The following is a 19,110-nucleotide window of genomic DNA, read 5'->3' as shown; positions in this document are numbered from 1 at the left end:
AAAGTTACCTACTTTTTATAGTTCGGATTTTTTTGTTGGTTCGGAAAACAATTTTGAAAACAGAGTGGAATGGAGCGTAGGACATTTGAATCCTGCGGGAAAGCGAGTGTCTGTGGCGCAACCGAACGAATGTGTTCTTACAACAACCTACATCGTTTAGAAACAGGATGATTCGTCTCCCAGAAGGAATCAGTTCGTTATGTCCCAGCTTTTTTCTATGAGAAACCCTGCACTTTCTCATAGACATGAGAAAAAATCGCCTATACAATAGAGAAAGACTTTTGAAAAAGGAAGTGTCGGAAGTGAAACAATATCTCGACTTATGTGAACATGTATTAAAACATGGAACGAAAAAAGAAGATCGGACAGGAACAGGAACAATTAGTACATTTGGCTATCAAATGCGATTTAACCTCCAAGAAGGTTTTCCTGCTTTAACCACAAAAAAACTTCATTTAAAATCAATTATTCATGAATTATTATGGTTTTTAAGCGGTGATACAAACATCAAATATTTACAAGATAACGGTGTACGTATTTGGAACGAATGGGCTGATGAAAACGGAGAATTAGGTCCTGTCTATGGTCACCAATGGCGCTCTTGGCCAACACCAGAAGGAAGTACGATTGATCAAATCACAAATGTCATTCATCAAATTAAAAATAATCCGGATTCAAGAAGGTTGATGATAAGCGCGTGGAACGTTGCGGATGTTGATAACATGGCGCTGCCGCCATGCCATTGCTTATTCCAATTTTACGTAGCAGACGGTAAATTATCTTGTCAGCTATATCAACGATCAGCCGATATTTTTTTAGGCGTACCTTTTAATATTGCATCCTATGCGCTTCTGACAATGATGGTTGCGCAAGTGTGTGATTTAGAACCAGGTGATTTTGTTCATACGTTTGGTGATGCTCATATTTATACAAACCATCTTGAACAAGTAAATCTTCAGCTAACGCGTGAACCTCGCTCCTTACCAAAAATGAAGATTAATCCAGATGTCAAATCTATCTTTGACTTTAAATTTGAAGATTTCGAGCTTGTTGAGTATGATCCGCATCCTCACATTAAAGGGGCCGTTAGCGTATGATTTCGTTAATTGTAGCAATGGACAACAACTGCTTGATTGGAAAAGAAAACGATTTACCTTGGCGTTTGCCAGCTGATTTACAGTATTTCAAACAAACCACAACGGGTCACACAATTGTAATGGGGCGAAAAACGTTTGAATCAATTGGTAAACCTCTTCCAAATCGAAACAACGTTATTTTAACAGGAAATAAAGACTATCACCATGAAGGTGTAAAAGTTATTCACTCTGTTGATGAACTAGTATCGCTTGAAGGAGAAAGTGAACTGTTTGTGATTGGTGGCGCAACAGTGTATGAGCAAACTATGCATGTGGCGACTCGTTTATACGTTACGCATATCGACGAGGTGTTTGAAGGAGATACATACTTTCCTGAAATTGATTCATCTGTTTGGAGAGAAGTATCAAGAAAGCAAGGTGTTAAGGATGAAAAAAATCCTTATGCCTACTACTTTACAGTGTACGAACGTGCATAATGAAATAACTACCCATAGCAAGTGAGTATGTTTATTGATTGGGTCAATCGCAGAGCATCGGTTCAAGCTTTAAAAGATAGTGTTTGTCTACTTAAAGAGGGACATTCAATGGTCATTTTTCCAGAGGGAACACGGAGTAAAGGCAAAGGAAATGGTGAGTTTAAAAAAGGAAGTATAAGAATTGCATTAGATGCTAAGGTGCCAATTGTACCTGTTGCTATTCAAGGAATATCGAACATTATGGAACAATGTAAAGTTGGATTTCAAAAAGCAGATGTAACCATACGGATTTTACCCCAAGTTACAACGGATTTAGATGCAGGAAGTGATCCAAACGTGATTCATCATCAAGTTCGTGAGCGAATTATTCAAGCTTAAAATAATCATCATCAAGTTCAATCAAAAAGAGGCTGGGACATAAGTAATTCAGCCAATGATAAACCTGAACGATTGAGAGTTTCTCACTTTTAATCGTTCAGGTTTTTTGTTGATTGTGAAAACAATGTTGGAAACAGGGTGGAATGGAGCGTAGGACACTCGACTCCTGCGGGAAAGAGAGGGAAAACTGAGATCCCACAGCGCAGCGAGGAAGCTCAGGTTCCTCCCCGCGGAAAGCGAGTGGCCGTAGCGCAATGGAACGAACGTGTTGAGACAAACCAAAAAGATTGGAACAGCTATTGTTCGTCTCTTAGAAGCAATCATTTTGTTATGTCCCAAACTCTTTTTTTGTTCAATAAATTCCTGTAAATGATGAACTAACTGTCTGAATTCTTCTGGGTTTACAAATTGTTGTTCATTCCAATGTTGTTGGACCCACTGTGTAAGCTCAGAAGCTGAGTTAAATATTTCTCCACTTGTATCCGCATTCCTCAGCATGTATCGTCCGTTATCATCATCAATAGTTACTTCACAAGGAATGGCACTATCAATGCTTTGTAACGTATACTCCATGTTAATCACCAGCTTTCTATCTTTCTTTTTTACTGTTTACTATACTGGTGAAAAGATGCTAATTAAAAAAAATCAAAAGATTAACTAAAAATAATGATTTTTCTAAATTTTATGTGATATAATGTACAAATTAAAAAAAGGTAGGAAGAGGAAGGAAGTTGGTTATGAAACAACAAGTAGATAATCGAACAAAACATGTACAGTTAGAGGACATCATGATTGCGAATCAAATGATTAAAGATGTTGTTGTACATACACCACTACAGCGCAACGAGGTGCTTTCTGAGCGTTATGAATGTAATGTGTACTTGAAGCGTGAAGATCTGCAAGTCGTTCGTTCATTTAAAATTCGAGGAGCGTATAATCGAATTAAGCAATTGACAAAGCAGGAATTAGAGCATGGAATTGCGTGTGCAAGCGCCGGTAATCACGCACAGGGAGTGGCTTACGCTTGTCGCCACTTGAACATTGATGGGAAAATTTTCATGCCTAGCACTACTCCTCGACAGAAGGTCAACCAAGTTAAATTTTTAGGGAGAGACAATGTAAAGATTGTTTTAACAGGTGATACGTTCGATGATTCGTATGAAACAGCTATTCAGTGCAGTGAAGAAGAAAAAAGAACGTTTATTCACCCTTTTAACGACGTTGATGTAATTGCGGGACAAGGAACGGTTGCTGTTGAAATGTTTAACGATTGTGAAGACGAAATTGACTATGTGTTTGGAAGTATTGGGGGAGGCGGTCTAATTTCAGGTGTAGGGACTTATGTGAAAAGCATTTCTCCTAAAACAGCAGTCATTGGCGTAGAGCCAGCCGGCGCAGCTGGAATGCAAACGTCTTTTGATAGAGGAGAAGTCGTAACCCTTGAGGCCATTGACCCGTTTGTAGATGGAGCAGCCGTAAAGACCGTTGGTAGCGTATCCTACGAAATCAGCCGAGAAGTGGTTGATGATATCGTTATTGTTCCTGAAGGGAAAGTCTGTACAACCATTTTATCTCTGTATAATGAAAATGCGATTATTGCAGAGCCAGCCGGTGCGCTTTCTATTGCCGCTTTAGACTCTTATCGCGAACAAATTAAAGGTAAAACAGTGGTGTGCGTTATCAGTGGAGGGAATAATGATATTGGTCGCATGCAAGAAATCAAAGAACGTTCCATGATGTATGAAGGTTTGCAGCATTATTTTATTGTGAACTTCCCTCAGAGAGCAGGAGCACTACGAGAATTTTTAGACGAAGTGCTTGGACCAAATGATGACATTTCACGCTTTGAATATACGAAAAAAAATAACAAAGATAGCGGCCCAGCATTGGTTGGCATCGAATTAAAACATAAAGAAGATTATTATCCATTAATTAGTCGAATGGATAAAAAAGGATTTCCTTATACGGAAATTAATAAAGAAAGCAGCTTGTTCCATTTATTCATTTAAGATTGATGCAATAACCTGTAATAAAATAACAGCATTACAAAGGAATGTCTCATTGTACGTCGAATAAGATGTCTAAGATGTCTAAGATGTCTATGAGACATTTTTTCTAAAAATAAAGTAAAAATGAAAAGACAAGTAATTAGTTTACCATGTATAATAAAAGAAACGGGTAAAAAGAGGGTTGATCGCCTTGCTATTGAAAAGCCTTGAATTTAAACATGAGAATGGTCAAAAAGTAAAAATTATTGATATTCCAGTATTGGAGGAAGATAGCACATTTCGGTTTATGATCTCTGTAAAGTTAAATACCTTAATAACAGACATTATGAAGAAATCAATGCCGAAAAAAACCTACTCGTTTCAAGAATATTTAAAACGCGTGTTGAAATGGAAAGATTATGAACAGCTATTTAAGTCTGACGCATTAAAACATAATGCTTAAAGAGAAAAAGTTGACTATTCTGAATTTTTCAGCGTAGTCAACTTTTTTATGTTTTACGTGAAATAGTTGTATTATACTAGCTTGATAATAAGTACTTTAGAATATTACTGTAATCAAGTTTAGAACAATGCTATAATGAGCGCAAAGGATTTTGTAGGGGTGAACTCATGACGAAAATTAAAGTGGTAACGGATTCAACGATAGATTTAACCGTAGAGCAAGCAGCTCAATATGGTATTGAGATTGTCCCGTTATCGATTAATATTGATAATGAAACATATTTAGATCGAGTTGAAATAACGCCAAGTGATTTTATTGAAAAGATGAAAAGGTCTGATGTATTACCAAAGAGCTCCCAGCCAGCGGTTGGAGCCTTTGTTGAAGTATACGAGCGCCTAGTGAATGAAGGGTACGATGTTTTATCAATTCATATGACAGGTGGTATGAGTGGTACAGTACGTTCTGCAGAAAGTGCTGCTAAGATGGTAGATGGGAATATTACCGTAGTGGATTCTATGTATATCTCAAAAGCTCTCTCCTTTCAGGTGTTTGAAGCTCTTGATATGATTCAACAAGGGTGTGAAATGAATGAAATTGTCCAACGTTTGGATGAAATTCGCCGTAATACGACGCTGTTTGTTGTAGTTGATACGTTAGAAAACTTAATAAAAGGTGGACGAATTGGTCGAGGTAAAGCGCTAATTGGTTCTCTACTAAATATTAAGCCTATTGCTTCACTTGCTGATGGTGTGTATACGCCTGTTGCAAAAGTTAGAAGTCATTCTCAAATCGTGAAATTTTTGACAAAGCAAATCATGGAGGAAACGGCAGGTAAGCAAATTAAAGGAATCGGATTGGTTCATGCGGAAGGATTTGAACTAGCTCAAAAGCTAAGAGAATCGATAATTGCTGCCTGTGGCTATGAAGATTTTACAATTGAAGAAACAACACCTGTTATTTCTACTCATACAGGAGTTGGTGCGATTGGATTTATGTACTTTGCTGAATAAACTGAAAGTGATCTGTCTGGTGAGCAGGTCACTTTTTTGTTGGAAAAATCATATAGACTTCAACGTTAATAGTGGTGAAAAGATGTTATAATAGTGAGAAAGTAACCATCGTATGTTTAGCAAAAATTTCTATATGGAGTGCAAACATGAGAAATTATATTCGAAACTTAAGCGTGTTTAACAAAACTGTTTTGTTCTCCATGTTAATTGTTATTATTGTTGGAGTTGGGACAGCTTCGGTTAGCTACTATCTCCAAAACGTAACGACCAAGCAGCTACTCACTCAGAATGCACTAACGACAACAAAGCTTTGGAAAGAGACGTTATCTCCTAATGAGGTTACGCAATTTGTTAAGGCAGAAGATTTACCTAGCTCTTTAGCTCGAACAGGGATAGAGAAACAGTTTGAGCGTATTTATAAAGCAAGTCCAGAATATTTACAAGGTCATCTATTTACAGTAGAACCTTATGAAAATCATGGATTTAAAATAGTTGTTACTGCTAATCAAAAGGTGCGTCAACAGCTTACACCTTCCATGATCTATTATGGCGAAAAAGAGTTTTATACCCATTTTATGAAAGCGAAAACAGAAAAAACGGAAGCGGTAACAGATACATATACGGATCAGTTTGGCACGTGGATTACTGCCTTTTCTCCCATTTTAAATGAAAAAGGCGAAGTCATTGCTATGCTTGTAATTGATGTTGATGCTAGCGTAATGACAACCTATCAGCAGCGCTTGTTTTCGTTACTATTTATTGCTCTTGTTTTTCTATTTACGATTATTATTTTTATTCAAGATCGGGGTCTACGCGTGGTTATGGCTCCTCTTAAAGAACTAGTAGAAGGTATTAAATCGGTTAGTCATGGTAACTTTCAAGTTAAATTGCAGCAGAAAGATGCTTCAGAAATCGGTCAAATCAGCCAGCAGTTTAATGTAATGACCCAAAGGTTACAGCATTTGTTTCAGCAGGTTGCTGCTACAAAAGAGCAGTTAGCAGTAAAACAACCGAGTTTGGAGTCTAGTGGAGACTTGGAAAAAGCTTTGGATGAGCTTGAAATTATTATGGAACGAACGAAACTTCAAAAGGAGCTTCAGCGTGCAGAAAAGATGAATGCAATTGGTCAGCTAGCTGCATCTGTCGCACATGAAATTCGAAACCCGATGACCGTGGTAAAAGGTTTTTTACAGCTGTTTCAAGATAACCAAAAGCTAACAAAAGCAGAGATAGGTTATATTCATTTAATGATTAGCGAAATGGATCGAGCCGAGGTTATTATTAATGATTATTTATCCTTAGCACGTCCAGGGGTAAAAGAAGTAGATATCATTGACTGCATCCTAAGCGTAACAAGTTTAGTAGATTTATTATCTTCATATGCACTGTTAACAAGCAATATTGAAATTGAAATTCAAACGAATCAGTTAGCATACGTTCGAGGCAATAAGAATGAATTTAACCAAGTGCTTCTCAACATTATGAAAAATGGTATTGAAGCTATGCAAGATGGTGGAAAGCTTTCTGTGTCTATTAATGTAAAAGATAATCAAGTTCATATTGCAATTAAAGATACTGGTGAAGGAATGACCCAACAAGAGTTAGATAGACTAGGAACAGCTTTTTACTCATTAAAAGAAAAAGGGACAGGGATTGGGTTAATGGTATCATACCAAATTGTAGAAGAAATGAGAGGCAAGATTACTGTTGAAAGTGAGAAAGGAAAAGGATCTACGTTTATTGTTTCAATACCAGCATATAAAACGTAAACCATTGTATCGGAGGAGAAAATATTGAAAAACAACAATCAAAAGCTTATGCTGCTGTATTTGGTTTTAGTTATCGTTTTAGCAGCTTGTGGCTCACAAATTAAAGACCCTTTAAACTGGAAGCTCAATTCTTTTATTTATACAAATCAGGAGAATAAAGAAGTTAGCCTAGATGATCTTAAGGGGAAGGTCTGGGTCTCTAACTTTATTTTTACCAACTGTGAAACGGTTTGTCCACCAATGACTGCTCATATGGCTAAGCTTCAGAAAATGGTGAAAGAAGAGGGACTCGATGCCAACTTTATTTCTTTTAGCGTAGATCCTGAAAACGATTCACCCGATAAACTGAAGGAGTTTGCCGCAAAATTTAATGCGGACCTTTCGAATTGGCACTTTCTAACGGGTTATACACAACAAGAAATCGAAAAATTTGCGTTGGACCAATTTAAAGCTGTTGTTAAAAAGCCAGAAAATGATCCGCAAGTTATCCATGCTACAACTTTTTATTTAATCGACAAAGAAGGTACCGTTATGAAGTCTTATAGTGGTGTGGGAGATACTCCGTATGACGAAATTATTAAAGATATGAAAACGTTAAGTAAGTAAAAAGAAGGTATCTATGAGTTAAAAGTTGTATTTTAATTCATGGTTACCTTTTTTTAGAATAAACATTCTTATCCATTTTTCTACATATACTATAAGCATGGGAAAGACCTTCCTTGACAATGTATGTTACTATATAAAGATATATAAATGCGCTATAGTAAATCTAGTCAAGTAAGGCGACAACTAGAATACAGCATAGTAAGTAGGTGTTGTGATGAAAAAATGGAGAAAAATAATCGTGGCAAGCGTGTGCTCTGTCACTTTAGCTAGCTGTTCTCAGCCTACCGTTCTTGTCAATCAAGAAGACGTTGTAGATCAAAAAGAAGTGCAGCTTACAGAAAAGGAACAAATACCAAAGGGCTTTTTCCCTGTAGAATTAGAAGCTGTTGCGATAGGTGATTCGTTAACGGAAGGTATAGGAGATGAATCCAAAAAAGGTGGATACGTACCTTTTATTGAACAGTATATTGCCAAGCAAAACGAAGTGGAAAATGTAACAATTTCTAACCTGGGTAAAAAAGGAAACCGTACGGACCAGCTGTTGGCAAGATTAAAGGATCCATCAATTGCGAGCAAAGTTTCAAGAGCAGATATGATTTATGTTACAATTGGCGGTAACGACGTAATGAAAGTTGTGAGAGACTATTTTTACGATATTTCAATTAAAACATTTGAAACAGAAAAATCAAAATATGAAAAACGTTTAAATGAGGTTTTTCAACGAATTCGAAAGCTAAATCCAAATGCACATATTTACTTAATAGGATTTTATAATCCATTTTTTAAAACGCTAAGCGATATGAAAGAGATTAATGTTGTAATTGATGAATGGAACCAAGCAAGTCAACAAGTAGCAATGAATTATGAAAACGTAACATATGTTAAAATTGATGATGTCTTTTACGATTCTTCTGACAATCTTTTAGGAAAAGATGAGTTTCATCCTAATAAAAAAGGGTATGAATTAATGGCGGAACGTATTAGCGATGCAATGGAAGAAGAAGATCCTTTATTGGGACAAAACAAAGAGAAAGCACGGGAAGAAGAACTGAACGGAAACGAGTAAGGAGCTTATGAAATGAAGAAGTGGAAATGGTTATTTATTGGATTATTAAGCGTTAACCTTCTCTTAGCGGTTATAATCATTGGTCTTATTTTTCAACCGGCTGATGAAGTAACACCGCTGAAGTCTGGTGAAATAGAGGGAGATGCTGAACTAACGATTTTAGCTAAAAAAGAAGATTTAAATATACTTATTGATAAATACTTAAAAAGAGAGCTTAATAATCAGCCTCTTAATTACGATATCACGCTAACAGATGTTGTGCAGCTAGACGGAACCATCGAGGTTTTTGGGGACGATATTGATATTCGAATGACCTTTACTCCTGAAGTGCAAGATAATGGAGATATTGTTCTTGAACAAGAAACACTATCGATTGGAAAAATCCAGCTCCCGGTAAAAACAGTACTTCGCTATGTTAATAATAATTTTAACCTTCCTGAATGGGTGACAATTGATCCGAAGAGCGAGTCTGTATATGTGGCTCTTCAAGAGATGGAGCTTCAAACAGATTTTAATGTGAAAGTTGAGAAGTTTGACTTAGAAAATGATGATATACGAGTCAAGTTAATTTCAAAGAAAGAATAGCAAAAAAGCTCTCAGTAATAGTTTATTACTGAGAGCTTTTTTGTGTTAGCGATCTTGTGAAATTAAGGCTTCTAATGCAGGATTTCCTTGTGCGTAGCCGACAGCATAAACGGTATAAGCTCGGTTTGGACGCAGGCTGAGAGGTGGGATAGATAAAACAACATCATCTGTTCCTGCTATGCGTACATCAAGCTGTACAAACATTGGAGATAATCCTAGATATTTAGTAATTTCTTTAAACGTAACGTCAGAAAAGATCACGTCTCCACCCCGAGCAGCAATATCAACTGCTGGTGCATCAGGAGACAAATGAATAAACCTCATTTTTGTTTCGCCATCTGGAACTTTACTATCATCATAAATAAAAAGTAATTCTAGCTGATTTAAATTATTTACGGCAGCAACCGTATATTTTTGGTTCCCTTCAAACGTAAACGACTTTGTGAGTAAAGGTTTTTCGGTTTGGCCAGCAGGATAAATTGAGATTGTGTAGCGACCCGGGTCCCCTAACGGTAAATAATCAGTTTCTTGTTTGTAAGTGAGATTCCTAATGATACGTCGGCCATTTAAATAAATATCGACGGACGGTGCATCGGGAGAAGCGTGGAAAATTCTAGCCATTGGTTTAGCTATTCGTGACCCTTGTGCATTTTTACCTGCTAAAATTGCTTGCTGCACATAATATAAATGCTTTTCGTAATAAGCAATGTGACGGGAAGGATCGCTATATTTATAGTAGTTTGATAAAAAATCATATTTCATTGCTTTTTTAATGTATTGGTCAAATGAATAATTAGCCATGCGTTCAGCTCCTCTGTTATACGGAGTAGGAAAAAGATGTCTATACGTAACCAAACATATGCTAAAACTCATAAATTATGCTGTGAAACAATTGACCAACTTTCATCTTGCTTTTAATTGAATAGAATGAAGCATAACCGTTAATGAATAATGGTTATAGGCAAAAGAGGTGAAGAGGATGAAGTTGTTTTATGAGAAGATGCTCAAAATCATGCTCATTGGATTTGGGTTCATTCTTCTATTACTGCATTTCATTGTCTTATCATTTTAGTTACTAATTTACGAAAAGGGGTGACTGCATTATGAAAGGAAGCGTGTGGTTCACCGTCTTTCGGTATGTACTTGTGTGTTATGCTGTTGTTTTCACCCTCATTGTCGCGAGTTTACTGCCGGCTCTCTTTGGATTTACTGTAACCTTACAGCAAGAAAATGGACCAGGAATTCCTAGTGGATCAGTGGTTGTGTTTCAGTCATCACAAGATATAGATACCGAAGGAGTTGTACTAGTTAATCAACAAGATTCATTAATAGTAATGAAAGCGAATAACCACTTGCCCGATGAAAGCATAATGGGAGTGTATTCTTATCATCTTCCATATGTAGGCTTCCTACTTACAATCATGAAGCAGCACTGGGCCGTTTTTTTATTTGTAACACTTTTTTGTTTTATTCTTCTTGGAACAAAGAGCTTACAGACGAAAAAAGGAGAGTGAAAATGGGTATTCGCACATACACATCGCATTTTCAAAACATAAAGTAACAATGTGCTAAACGAATATCACGAATGAGGAGAGATTGCTATGTATAATTATGGTTGTTATGATCAATGTCAATATCCGGTTGGGGGGTATCACCACCACTGTGGGTTAGGAAATTCATTTGCATTAATTCTTGTGCTGTTTATTTTATTGGTTATTATTGGATGCAGCTGCATCTGCTAGTTTATTTAAAGAGCTCTTTTCATACTTCGGGGTGAAAAGAGCTCTGTTTATGTAGAGAGTAAGACAATATTTTTGTTTGAAAAAATAAAAATATTTTGCCAAATGTTCTTTTTCCATATTATACTATAATTACTATCCTAATAACTGAAGGTGAATATATGGACCAAGAAAGGCTATATGAACAGCTATTTTTAATGTCGTTAACACCCATGCTTATCATGGATCTTAATGGAGAAGTTCAAGCTTGAAATGATGCTTGTGCACATCTATTTAAGAAGGAGAAAAAGCAACTTCTTTCTTCCAATGTTTTTCAGCATAGTAGTCAGTTTTTAATTAAAAAAGCTGATATTGCTCCTCTCCATAGTCATGAAGAAGAAGTGGTTGTGTTAAACAAGCAAATAAACCAACAAGTACCCGTACATATTCATATTCAGAGAATGAAAGAGCAGCCGCATCTTCTTGTTGTGCAGTGGAAAGAATTTTCTTCTAGTTTTGAAAAACAAGAGGAAGTTATTCGGAAAATGAAGCAGTACAAACAGTTTGTAAAGCAGAGTCAAGATGCTTTTATTGTCACCCAAGAAGGAAAGATTCAGTACATTAACCCCGCTGGTGTGGGCATGCTTGGAGGAACTAAAAAAGAGGACTATCTAGGACGATATTGGCTTCATTTTATTCATCCAGAACATCTAGAAATCGTTAAAAAACGAATGAATCAGCTGATGAAAGGAATGTCTATTCGTCCTCGTGCAGAAGTGAAGTTATTGACTAAGCGTGGAGTTGTGAGTATTGAATCTTCCGCAACGAAAATTAAATTTAAAGGCGAGGATGCTATTCAGTATATTATTCGTGATGTAACGGATCGGAAGAAGTATGATGAAATGGCAAGTAAATCTGAAAAACTCATGATGGTGAGCAAGCTAGCAGCGGGCGTAGCGCATGAAATAAGAAATCCATTGACTGCAGTTAAAGGGTTTGTGCAGCTATTAAATGCATCTCAGCAATATAATAAATCTTATCATGATATTATGCTAGAAGAGCTGAATCGCGTTGAATCAATTATCCAAGAATTTTTAACGTTAGCAAAACCTAAAAGTGAGCATCCTTTTAAGAAAAAGAGCCTTCACCAAATTTTAAGTCATGTAACGTTATTGCTTACTACTCATGCAAACTATAAGAATAGTGAAATCAAAAGCTTTCTCGAAGGGGATATTGAAATTCTCTGTGAAGAAAATGCATTAAAGCAAGTATTCATAAATCTTATTCAAAATTCATTGGAATCGATGGATAAAGGCGTGGTAACGGTTAGAACAGAAAAACGAAATGGATATGGCGTAGTAACAATTGAAGATCAGGGTTGCGGAATAGACGAACAATCATTAGCTCGTTTAGGAGAACCGTTCTTTTCTACAAAGCAAACGGGAACGGGTTTAGGGCTAATGGTTAGCTATCAAATTATTGAACAACATCAGGGGCATATTTCATTTACAAGTCAAATAGGAGTGGGCACAAAAGTTGAAATTGCAATTCCGCATGTAAAAGAGCCAGTGAATGTATAGTAGCAGTACTATTTATTCGCTGGTTTTTTTATTTGCGCTTAAAAGGCGAATGTTATATTTTTAATTTTTTGTAATGTTCGTGTTTATTGTTGACGTAAGCGTTTTTGTCTGATATAGTATCAAATGGCTAGAAGATAACCGAATAATAAATAAAAAACGGTTGATGAAAAATAAAAAGGTTAACGGGGGAATGTATCGATGAATCAAAACTATGATGTAATTGTTGTAGGAGCAGGCCCAGCTGGAATTTTTACTTGTTATGAATTAACGCTAAAACTACCTGAAGCAAAAGTGTTGTTAATTGATAAAGGACACGATATTTACCGAAGAAATTGTCCGATTCTTCAGAAAAAAATTGTGAAATGTCCGCCGGCGAATAATAAAAAAGATTTTGCAGGCTGTTTGCCCGCTTGTTCAATTACCAATGGATTTGGTGGAGCAGGCGCATATTCAGATGGGAAATTCAATATTACAAGTGAATTTGGGGGATGGATGACGGATTATCTCCCTGAATCACAGGTGGTAGATTTAATTAAATACGTAGATGAAATTAACTTAAAGCACGGGGCAACAGATTCGATTACAGACCCGTTAACTGATAAAGTACGTGAAATTGAAAAACGGGGCTACGCAGCAGGCTTAAAACTACTGCGTGCGCAAGTTCGTCACTTAGGGACGGAACAAAATTTAGAAATTTTGAAAAGCATTTATGAATATTTAAAAGAACGCATCGACATGCAGTATAAAACAGAAGTTGCTGATTTTGTTACAGAGAAAATTGATGGGAAGCACATTGTACGCGGAATTGAGCTTAAAAATGGGGAAATGCTAACTGCTGATAAAGTGGTAGTATCTCCAGGGCGAGATGGTTCAAAATGGCTGACTGACTTATTAAAAAAACGTCGATTAAAAATGATTAACAACCAAGTTGATATTGGCGTTCGTGTTGAGACTTCAGATATCGTAATGGAAGAGATTAATAAGCATCTATACGAAGGTAAATTCATTTATAATACATCAGTTGGTACGCGAGTAAGAACGTTCTGTAGCAACCCCTCAGGACATGTAGTTGTTGAGAATCATTCTGGAATCATGCTTGCAAACGGCCACGCTTATAAAGACCCGAAGCTTGGAAGTAAGAATACGAACTTTGCGCTGCTTGTATCTCATAAATTCTCAGAACCGTTTGATCAACCAAATGAATATGCACATGAAGTATCAAGATTAGCAAATATGCTATCAAATGGGGGATTAGTTGTACAGAAGTACGGTGATATTCTAAAAGGTCGTCGCTCCACACCAGCTCGTATTAAAGAAGGTTTCTTAGAGCCAACGTTAAAAGAAGCAGTCCCAGGAGATCTTGGGCTTGTTCTTCCTTACAACACAATGAAGAGTCTAATTGAAATGACGGAAGCATTAGATCATGTAACGCCAGGCTTAGCTTCTGAACACACGCTTTTTTACGGAGTAGAAGCGAAGTTTTACTCTGCACGTCCAAAACTAACGGATCGCTTTGAAACAGAGATTTCAGGCTTATATGTTGGAGGAGACGGAGCCGGCATCACGCGAGGATTGGCTCAGGCAAGTGCTTGTGGCGTATGGGTGGCACGAGATATTGTTGAAAAATTAAAAGATGAAAAAAGAAAAAAACAGCCAGCAATGGTATAAGAAAAAGCGGACGCATAGGGTCCGCTTTTTTTATTTACATAATAGCTTTTTTAATATGTTTTAAATAACGGAAGCGAATGAATAAGAAATACACTACTTGAACAGCTCCAAATCCAAGCAGAACGACTGCAGTTTCCTTAACAACTGAGAATTCAAATAAGCCTTGAAGAGCTTTAAACGCAAACACGCTGTGTACAAACGCTACAAGAATGGGAACAAAAAATAATAAAACAAGCTGAGGTGTAATAATTTTATTGAGCTCAGACTTAGTTAAACCAACTTTTGCAATCATTTGATACTGGCGTTTATCATAGTCAAGGTCTGTATACAAACGGAAGTATAAAAAGCTTCCTGCTGCAATGAAGAAGACACAGCCGACTAAAAGTGCCACGAAAAGAGCAGTGCGATACATTTCCATCATCATATTGTAATCATATCCAGCTGATGAGAAATAGAAAGCTGGATCACTCGTATAATCCCTAGTATAAATGCCGTCTTCTCCGTTATATAAACTTAAGCCAATGTCTTTTGTTTCGACCCAATCTTTAGTTGCAAATCCGTAATAGTGAGTTGTTGACGTAGGGTTTTTAATTTGTTTATAAAGCTCATTTGGAATGACGTACAAATCATAGCCGATCATTCCAGAAGAAAAGTAAGGTGCATCAATAATTTTTGTTGCGTTGAATGTTAGATTGCTTTCACTTAAAGTAATGGGTTTCATCTTTTCATCTAAAAACGTATTATAAGTGACTGTGCTGACATAATGACCTTCATTTTCTTTTAACTTAAGTGGTTTTTCACGAGCTGCAATAGCCATCGCATTATAATCAGACAAGGAGATAAGCTTAACCTTTTTATTCGTTTCTTTTCCTGTTTGTTCGATTAACGTTACTTTGATTTCATTATACGATAAGTCGTTTTTATTAAAATCATCTCGAATGACTTGTACCTGTGCTTTTTCGTTCGGGTTTTGATCCGATGATTGATAGACAACGGGAATTTGAGCACGTTCGTCGAATAGCTTTTTTGAGCCTCCCATCGCCGATAAGGTTCCAATTGCACAAAAAGCAACGGTTGATACGATTGTTACCATGAAAAACATACGAGCGTTATCTTTCATTCTGTAAGCTAAATCTGAAATGGTAATAAGACGAGTATGATTCCAGTAAAAGCGCTTGTTTTTCTTGAACATTTTTAATAAGAAAACACTTAGCTGCGTATAGAAAAAATAAGTTCCCACAATCGTCATAAGGATAACGATAAAAAAGCGATAGCCAATATTATACATGTTTGCTGTCCACGCTAAGTAATAGCCGCCAATTAATAAACCAGCAGCCAGTAATGATAAAATAATAGAGGTTTTAGGTTCAGGCTTTGGTTTTGATGTAGACTGAAACAAATCTAACAGTTTGTTTGTGCGTACAAAAACGCTTGTGAAAAATGAAATAACAAGAAATAAAACGGTAAATGCAGCTATTGTTAAGGCGAGTGCTTCCCAAGGAACTAAAAACGAAAGGGGTTTTTCCATGCCAATAACGTAAGATCCAACCATTAAGTAGAGCTTGCCGAGAAGCATTCCAACAAGAATTCCCGTAATGATGGCTGAAAAACCAATGATCATGTTTTCTAAAAAAATCATGGTGTTTAGCTGACGTTTAGACATTCCATGCATAATGAAAATTCCAAATTCACGCTTGCGAGACTTTAAAAATGCGCTGACAGAATACAGGACGAAGAAAAACGAAAATACATAGATAATATATTCAGCCGCCGTCATGCCCTTTTTTGCCATTTCTTTTGTTACACCTTCTGTGACCCCAGGATGAAAAATAAACATTGCATAAAGAAAAAAAACGGCTACAGAAAAGGCGCTGCTTAAAAAGTAAGCTGCATACGTACGCTTATTACGCATCACGTTTTTAAATGCGAGTTGTCGAAAGCTCATGTGCGTCTCCTCCTAAAACTGATAGCATATCAATAATTTGCTGATAAAAAGCTTGACGATTATTTCCGCGGTAAATTTCGTTATAAAGCTGTCCATCTTTAATGAAAATTACGCGATTGCAATAGCTAGCTGCGTGCGCATCATGAGTGACCATCATCATTGTTGCGCGTTCTTGTTCATTTAAATGCTGCAGGGTTTCCATCACATCTTTAGATGCTTTGGAATCTAAGTTTCCAGTTGGCTCATCAGCCAAGATAAGCTGTGGATGGTGGATAATTGCTCGGGCAATGGCGGCTCGTTGCATTTGTCCGCCTGAAATTTCGTACGTGCGCTTTTTTAAGATATGTTCAATGCCGAGTTTACTAGTAATAGCAGCTACTCTCTTGGTCATTTCGGAGCTTTTTACTTTGTCTAAAGCAAGCGGTAAAATAATATTTTCTTCAACAGTTAATGTATCTAATAAATTAAAGTATTGGAAGACAAACCCGAGCTCGCGGCGTCTAAAAAGTGCAATCTCTTTTTTCTTAAGTTGATGAGGATTGCGGTTGTTAATGATTACTTCTCCAGCCGTCGGTGAATCAATGGTAGAAACCATATTGAGCAGGGTTGTTTTCCCGCTTCCGGACGGCCCCATAATGCCAACAAATTCTCCTTTTTCAATTGAAAAGTTAACGCCTTCTAAGGCTTTGTAAGAAACGTTTCCTTCATATACTTTTGTTAAGTTATTGACTTGTAAAATAGGCATAGTCAAACTCCTTTGTAAATGTTTTTTCTTTATAGCCCTATCTTATTGAAATTTGATCTAACGTGCCATGTACTAAGCTTACAGGAATCTTACACTTTTGTAAGAAAGCAAGAGAAGGCTAATCTATATATTAGCCTTCTTGGGTACGAGCGATATTTTGTTGAAAAATTAAGCGTATGGTAGTTCCTTGTCCTTCTTTTGATTCAAGCTCTATCTGATGGTGGAGCTGTTTACAAATTTCTTTTACGAGATAGAGCCCCATCCCTGTAGATTCTTGATATTTCCGACCGTTTTCTCCAGTGAAATAGGGATCGAACACCCGCTTTAGGTCTTGTGATGGAATACCTATTCCTTGATCTTTTACTTCTAATATAACCTGTCTACCTCTTTCAAATGCTGAAATGGTGATGCTTTGATTAATTCCAGCAGAATAGCGGACGGCATTAGTAATAAGCTGTGAACAGGCAAAGTGAATCCACTTTTCATCAGAAGCGACGATGTACTGGGGCGGAACGTTAACTGTTGGAAATACGCGGTTTCGAATAAAAAAGCGTTTATAACTCGAAATAAGGCTAGTTACAACTTTATGTAGAGAAACACTTTCCGCTTGAAAATCATGAGTGAAATCATTCAATCTCGATGTATATAATACAGTCTCTAATCCTTTTTGAATTCGCTCCATTTCATCTTGAATGCTCATAAAGATAGGTTCATCTTCATTTTGAATCATAAGGTGAATAACAGATACAGGAGTTTTCATTTGATGAACCCACTGATTCATAAATGTAATATGTTGATTAAGCTTATTTTGATAGTGATACATTTCATTATGAAAGCTTCGAAATTGACTCTCCAGCAGTTCTTTTAACGCTTCTGAAAGCGGAGACTCCTCTTCAGACAATATGCTGTCTTCTGACTTATGTAAGGGATTTGACAGGTGTTTATAAAATGTTTTGTTTGTATAGTAGCGATAGCATAAATAAGTGATGTAGATAACGGTGCTGATTAAAATAGCATAAAGAACAGTAAAAATGTCTCGAAAACCATCTAACGCAAAAATCGTACATACTAAACCCAATTGGATAAGATAAAAAAATGTAAGAGGAAGATGTTCTTTAAAAAACAGCTTCATGCTTTATTTTCCTCTTGAATCCGCAGCATATAGCCTGTACCTCTAATTGTTTCAATCGCTTTTTCGATACCAACATCCCCTAGTTTTTTACGCGTACGCGTCATGTAGACATTTAGAGTATTATCATCAACAAAAAGCTGGTCGTCCCAAATTTTTTCGAGTAATCGATCTCTGCTAACAACTCTTTCTGCTTTATCTAACAATGTTTCAATGAGCTTGCTTTCTGTTTGGCTAAGCTCAACTTCTTTGCTTTGGTAGCGTAATAGTAACCTTTCAGGATATAAAGTTAAGCCGGCGTGCTCTACAATTCGCTCCTGGTTAGTAGGTGCATAGGACCCGTATGCGCGTCGTAGTTGGCTATTTACCTTGGCAATCGCGACGTCGTAGTCAAAAGGCTTGGTTAAATAATCATCTGCTCCACTTTCTAACGCCATCACTTGGTCCATTTTTCCATCGCGTGCTGAGATGAAAATGATAGGGCAAGTGGAAAGAGTACGGATTTGTCTGCACCAATAAAAGCCATCATATTTTGGTAAATTCACATCCAATAAGACAAGGTTAGGGTGGTGCTTTTGAAAATCATCAAGTACATCTGTAAATGACGTAACGATATGTACGAGTAAATTATATTTTTCAAGATGTTCTTTTAATAAAGAAGCAATTTTTTGATCATCTTCTACAATTAAGACGGTAAACATGGTTAGGACTCTCCTCTATAGATAAAAATCAATATATTGTTCTTTATAGTTTATCAAAAAGAAAGGGGAGATTGAAATGGATTTTAGAAAAAAATGTAATTTATGAAATTGCTCGCCAAAAAAGTAAAGTTTAAATTAGCTAAACTTAATTATGGTGAAATTCAGAAAAAAACATTTACATATATA

Annotated in this window: 20 protein-coding genes; 14 read left to right on the top strand and 6 right to left on the bottom strand. The window is 36.6% G+C overall.

Annotation, left to right across the window (positions count from 1 at the left end; all coding sequences use genetic code 11):
* Nucleotides 1-302: 302 nt before the first annotated feature.
* From A2U94_RS10405 to A2U94_RS10395, 3 genes are read left to right on the top strand one after another with little or no spacing between them, the layout of a single operon-like run.
* Nucleotides 303-1,097, top strand: coding sequence for a thymidylate synthase (locus A2U94_RS10405; RefSeq protein ID WP_025908305.1), 795 nt, complete (start codon nt 303-305; stop codon nt 1,095-1,097).
* A complete protein-coding gene (locus A2U94_RS10400; RefSeq protein ID WP_025908306.1) occupies nt 1,094-1,573 on the top strand; it encodes a dihydrofolate reductase in 480 nt (159 codons plus the stop codon). Before A2U94_RS10405 ends, A2U94_RS10400 begins: the two co-directional genes overlap by 4 nt.
* A 27-nt stretch (nt 1,574-1,600) precedes the next feature.
* Nucleotides 1,601-1,951, top strand: coding sequence for a lysophospholipid acyltransferase family protein (locus tag A2U94_RS10395; protein WP_025908307.1), 351 nt, complete (start codon nt 1,601-1,603; stop codon nt 1,949-1,951).
* Between the two features lie 48 nt (nt 1,952-1,999).
* Here the strand turns inward: A2U94_RS10395 and A2U94_RS21510 are convergent, their stop codons facing one another.
* Nucleotides 2,000-2,524 (bottom strand): hypothetical protein, encoded by a 525-nt coding sequence (locus A2U94_RS21510; RefSeq protein ID WP_064484035.1) that lies wholly within the window; start codon nt 2,522-2,524, stop codon nt 2,000-2,002.
* 164 nt (nt 2,525-2,688) lie between these two features.
* On the opposite strand from A2U94_RS21510, the gene ilvA reads away from it, so the two are divergent.
* From ilvA to A2U94_RS10355, 7 genes are all read left to right on the top strand, one after another.
* On the top strand, nt 2,689-3,960 hold the full coding sequence (gene ilvA / locus A2U94_RS10385) for a threonine ammonia-lyase IlvA (protein ID WP_025908503.1): 1,272 nt from the start codon (nt 2,689-2,691) through the stop codon (nt 3,958-3,960).
* Between the two features lie 190 nt (nt 3,961-4,150).
* A complete protein-coding gene (locus tag A2U94_RS10380; protein ID WP_025908502.1) occupies nt 4,151-4,402 on the top strand; it encodes a DUF2535 family protein in 252 nt (83 codons plus the stop codon).
* 167 nt (nt 4,403-4,569) lie between these two features.
* Nucleotides 4,570-5,412, top strand: coding sequence for a DegV family protein (locus A2U94_RS10375; protein ID WP_025908501.1), 843 nt, complete (start codon nt 4,570-4,572; stop codon nt 5,410-5,412).
* Between the two features lie 146 nt (nt 5,413-5,558).
* On the top strand, nt 5,559-7,181 hold the full coding sequence (locus tag A2U94_RS10370) for an ATP-binding protein (protein WP_025908500.1): 1,623 nt from the start codon (nt 5,559-5,561) through the stop codon (nt 7,179-7,181).
* A gap of 48 nt (nt 7,182-7,229) precedes the next feature.
* The gene (locus tag A2U94_RS10365) at nt 7,230-7,787 is read left to right on the top strand and encodes an SCO family protein (protein ID WP_035320222.1); all 558 of its coding nucleotides are present in this window, start codon (nt 7,230-7,232) and stop codon (nt 7,785-7,787) included.
* 214 nt (nt 7,788-8,001) lie between these two features.
* Nucleotides 8,002-8,853, top strand: a complete 852-nt coding sequence (locus tag A2U94_RS10360) for an SGNH/GDSL hydrolase family protein (protein WP_025908498.1) — start codon at nt 8,002-8,004, stop codon at nt 8,851-8,853.
* A 12-nt stretch (nt 8,854-8,865) separates the two neighbouring features.
* Nucleotides 8,866-9,438, top strand: coding sequence for a YpmS family protein (locus A2U94_RS10355; protein WP_025908497.1), 573 nt, complete (start codon nt 8,866-8,868; stop codon nt 9,436-9,438).
* A 45-nt stretch (nt 9,439-9,483) separates the two neighbouring features.
* On the opposite strand, the gene A2U94_RS10350 is transcribed toward A2U94_RS10355, so the two are convergent.
* Nucleotides 9,484-10,239, bottom strand: coding sequence for a DUF4397 domain-containing protein (locus A2U94_RS10350; protein ID WP_025908496.1), 756 nt, complete (start codon nt 10,237-10,239; stop codon nt 9,484-9,486).
* A gap of 302 nt (nt 10,240-10,541) precedes the next feature.
* Between A2U94_RS10350 and A2U94_RS10345 the strand changes: the two genes are divergently transcribed.
* The 4 genes from A2U94_RS10345 (at nt 10,542) to A2U94_RS10335 (ending at nt 14,404) form a co-directional block, all read left to right on the top strand.
* On the top strand, nt 10,542-10,952 hold the full coding sequence (locus tag A2U94_RS10345) for a hypothetical protein (protein WP_025908495.1): 411 nt from the start codon (nt 10,542-10,544) through the stop codon (nt 10,950-10,952).
* A gap of 87 nt (nt 10,953-11,039) precedes the next feature.
* Nucleotides 11,040-11,180, top strand: coding sequence for a YjcZ family sporulation protein (locus A2U94_RS20625; RefSeq protein ID WP_081801821.1), 141 nt, complete (start codon nt 11,040-11,042; stop codon nt 11,178-11,180).
* Between the two features lie 383 nt (nt 11,181-11,563).
* Complete coding sequence (locus tag A2U94_RS10340; RefSeq protein ID WP_231882755.1) at nt 11,564-12,736, top strand: ATP-binding protein; 1,173 nt, start codon at nt 11,564-11,566, stop codon at nt 12,734-12,736.
* 198 nt (nt 12,737-12,934) lie between these two features.
* Nucleotides 12,935-14,404 (top strand): NAD(P)/FAD-dependent oxidoreductase, encoded by a 1,470-nt coding sequence (locus tag A2U94_RS10335; protein WP_025908493.1) that lies wholly within the window; start codon nt 12,935-12,937, stop codon nt 14,402-14,404.
* A 34-nt stretch (nt 14,405-14,438) separates the two neighbouring features.
* Here the strand turns inward: A2U94_RS10335 and A2U94_RS10330 are convergent, their stop codons facing one another.
* The 4 genes from A2U94_RS10330 to A2U94_RS10315 all read right to left on the bottom strand — a co-directional run bounded on the left by A2U94_RS10330 (nt 14,439) and on the right by A2U94_RS10315 (nt 18,924).
* Complete coding sequence (locus A2U94_RS10330; protein WP_025908492.1) at nt 14,439-16,349, bottom strand: ABC transporter permease; 1,911 nt, start codon at nt 16,347-16,349, stop codon at nt 14,439-14,441.
* Nucleotides 16,324-17,094: an ABC transporter ATP-binding protein gene (locus A2U94_RS10325; protein ID WP_025908491.1), complete on the bottom strand. Its 771-nt coding sequence runs from the start codon at nt 17,092-17,094 to the stop codon at nt 16,324-16,326. Before A2U94_RS10325 ends, A2U94_RS10330 begins: the two co-directional genes overlap by 26 nt.
* 130 nt (nt 17,095-17,224) lie before the next feature.
* Nucleotides 17,225-18,226, bottom strand: coding sequence for a sensor histidine kinase (locus A2U94_RS10320; protein ID WP_025910006.1), 1,002 nt, complete (start codon nt 18,224-18,226; stop codon nt 17,225-17,227).
* A complete protein-coding gene (locus A2U94_RS10315) occupies nt 18,223-18,924 on the bottom strand; it encodes a response regulator transcription factor (RefSeq protein WP_025910007.1) in 702 nt (233 codons plus the stop codon). The genes A2U94_RS10320 and A2U94_RS10315 overlap by 4 nt, the downstream gene beginning before the upstream one ends.
* Between the last annotated feature and the right edge of the window lie 186 nt (nt 18,925-19,110).

This window comes from Bacillus sp. VT 712 (assembly GCF_001614195.1).
In the GTDB taxonomy this organism is placed as follows: domain Bacteria; phylum Bacillota; class Bacilli; order Bacillales; family Bacillaceae_H; genus Priestia; species Priestia flexa.
The sequence above is the reverse complement of the archived record's forward strand: the minus strand, read 5'-3'. Positions and strand labels throughout refer to the sequence as shown.

What these genes read in the sequence shown, in the direction of transcription:
- A2U94_RS10400 (WP_025908306.1), top strand. Translation starts at nt 1,094, where the DNA reads ATGATTTCGTTAATTGTAGCAATGGACAACAACTGCTTGATTGGAAAA.
- A2U94_RS10395 (WP_025908307.1), top strand. Translation starts at nt 1,601, where the DNA reads ATGTTTATTGATTGGGTCAATCGCAGAGCATCGGTTCAAGCTTTAAAA.
- A2U94_RS21510 (WP_064484035.1), bottom strand. Translation starts at nt 2,524, where the DNA reads ATGGAGTATACGTTACAAAGCATTGATAGTGCCATTCCTTGTGAAGTA.
- ilvA (WP_025908503.1), top strand. Translation starts at nt 2,689, where the DNA reads ATGAAACAACAAGTAGATAATCGAACAAAACATGTACAGTTAGAGGAC.
- A2U94_RS10375 (WP_025908501.1), top strand. Translation starts at nt 4,570, where the DNA reads ATGACGAAAATTAAAGTGGTAACGGATTCAACGATAGATTTAACCGTA.
- A2U94_RS10370 (WP_025908500.1), top strand. Translation starts at nt 5,559, where the DNA reads ATGAGAAATTATATTCGAAACTTAAGCGTGTTTAACAAAACTGTTTTG.
- A2U94_RS10365 (WP_035320222.1), top strand. Translation starts at nt 7,230, where the DNA reads ATGCTGCTGTATTTGGTTTTAGTTATCGTTTTAGCAGCTTGTGGCTCA.
- A2U94_RS10360 (WP_025908498.1), top strand. Translation starts at nt 8,002, where the DNA reads ATGAAAAAATGGAGAAAAATAATCGTGGCAAGCGTGTGCTCTGTCACT.
- A2U94_RS10355 (WP_025908497.1), top strand. Translation starts at nt 8,866, where the DNA reads ATGAAGAAGTGGAAATGGTTATTTATTGGATTATTAAGCGTTAACCTT.
- A2U94_RS10350 (WP_025908496.1), bottom strand. Translation starts at nt 10,239, where the DNA reads ATGGCTAATTATTCATTTGACCAATACATTAAAAAAGCAATGAAATAT.
- A2U94_RS10345 (WP_025908495.1), top strand. Translation starts at nt 10,542, where the DNA reads ATGAAAGGAAGCGTGTGGTTCACCGTCTTTCGGTATGTACTTGTGTGT.
- A2U94_RS20625 (WP_081801821.1), top strand. Translation starts at nt 11,040, where the DNA reads ATGTATAATTATGGTTGTTATGATCAATGTCAATATCCGGTTGGGGGG.
- A2U94_RS10335 (WP_025908493.1), top strand. Translation starts at nt 12,935, where the DNA reads ATGAATCAAAACTATGATGTAATTGTTGTAGGAGCAGGCCCAGCTGGA.
- A2U94_RS10330 (WP_025908492.1), bottom strand. Translation starts at nt 16,349, where the DNA reads ATGAGCTTTCGACAACTCGCATTTAAAAACGTGATGCGTAATAAGCGT.
- A2U94_RS10325 (WP_025908491.1), bottom strand. Translation starts at nt 17,094, where the DNA reads ATGCCTATTTTACAAGTCAATAACTTAACAAAAGTATATGAAGGAAAC.
- A2U94_RS10320 (WP_025910006.1), bottom strand. Translation starts at nt 18,226, where the DNA reads ATGAAGCTGTTTTTTAAAGAACATCTTCCTCTTACATTTTTTTATCTT.
- A2U94_RS10315 (WP_025910007.1), bottom strand. Translation starts at nt 18,924, where the DNA reads ATGTTTACCGTCTTAATTGTAGAAGATGATCAAAAAATTGCTTCTTTA.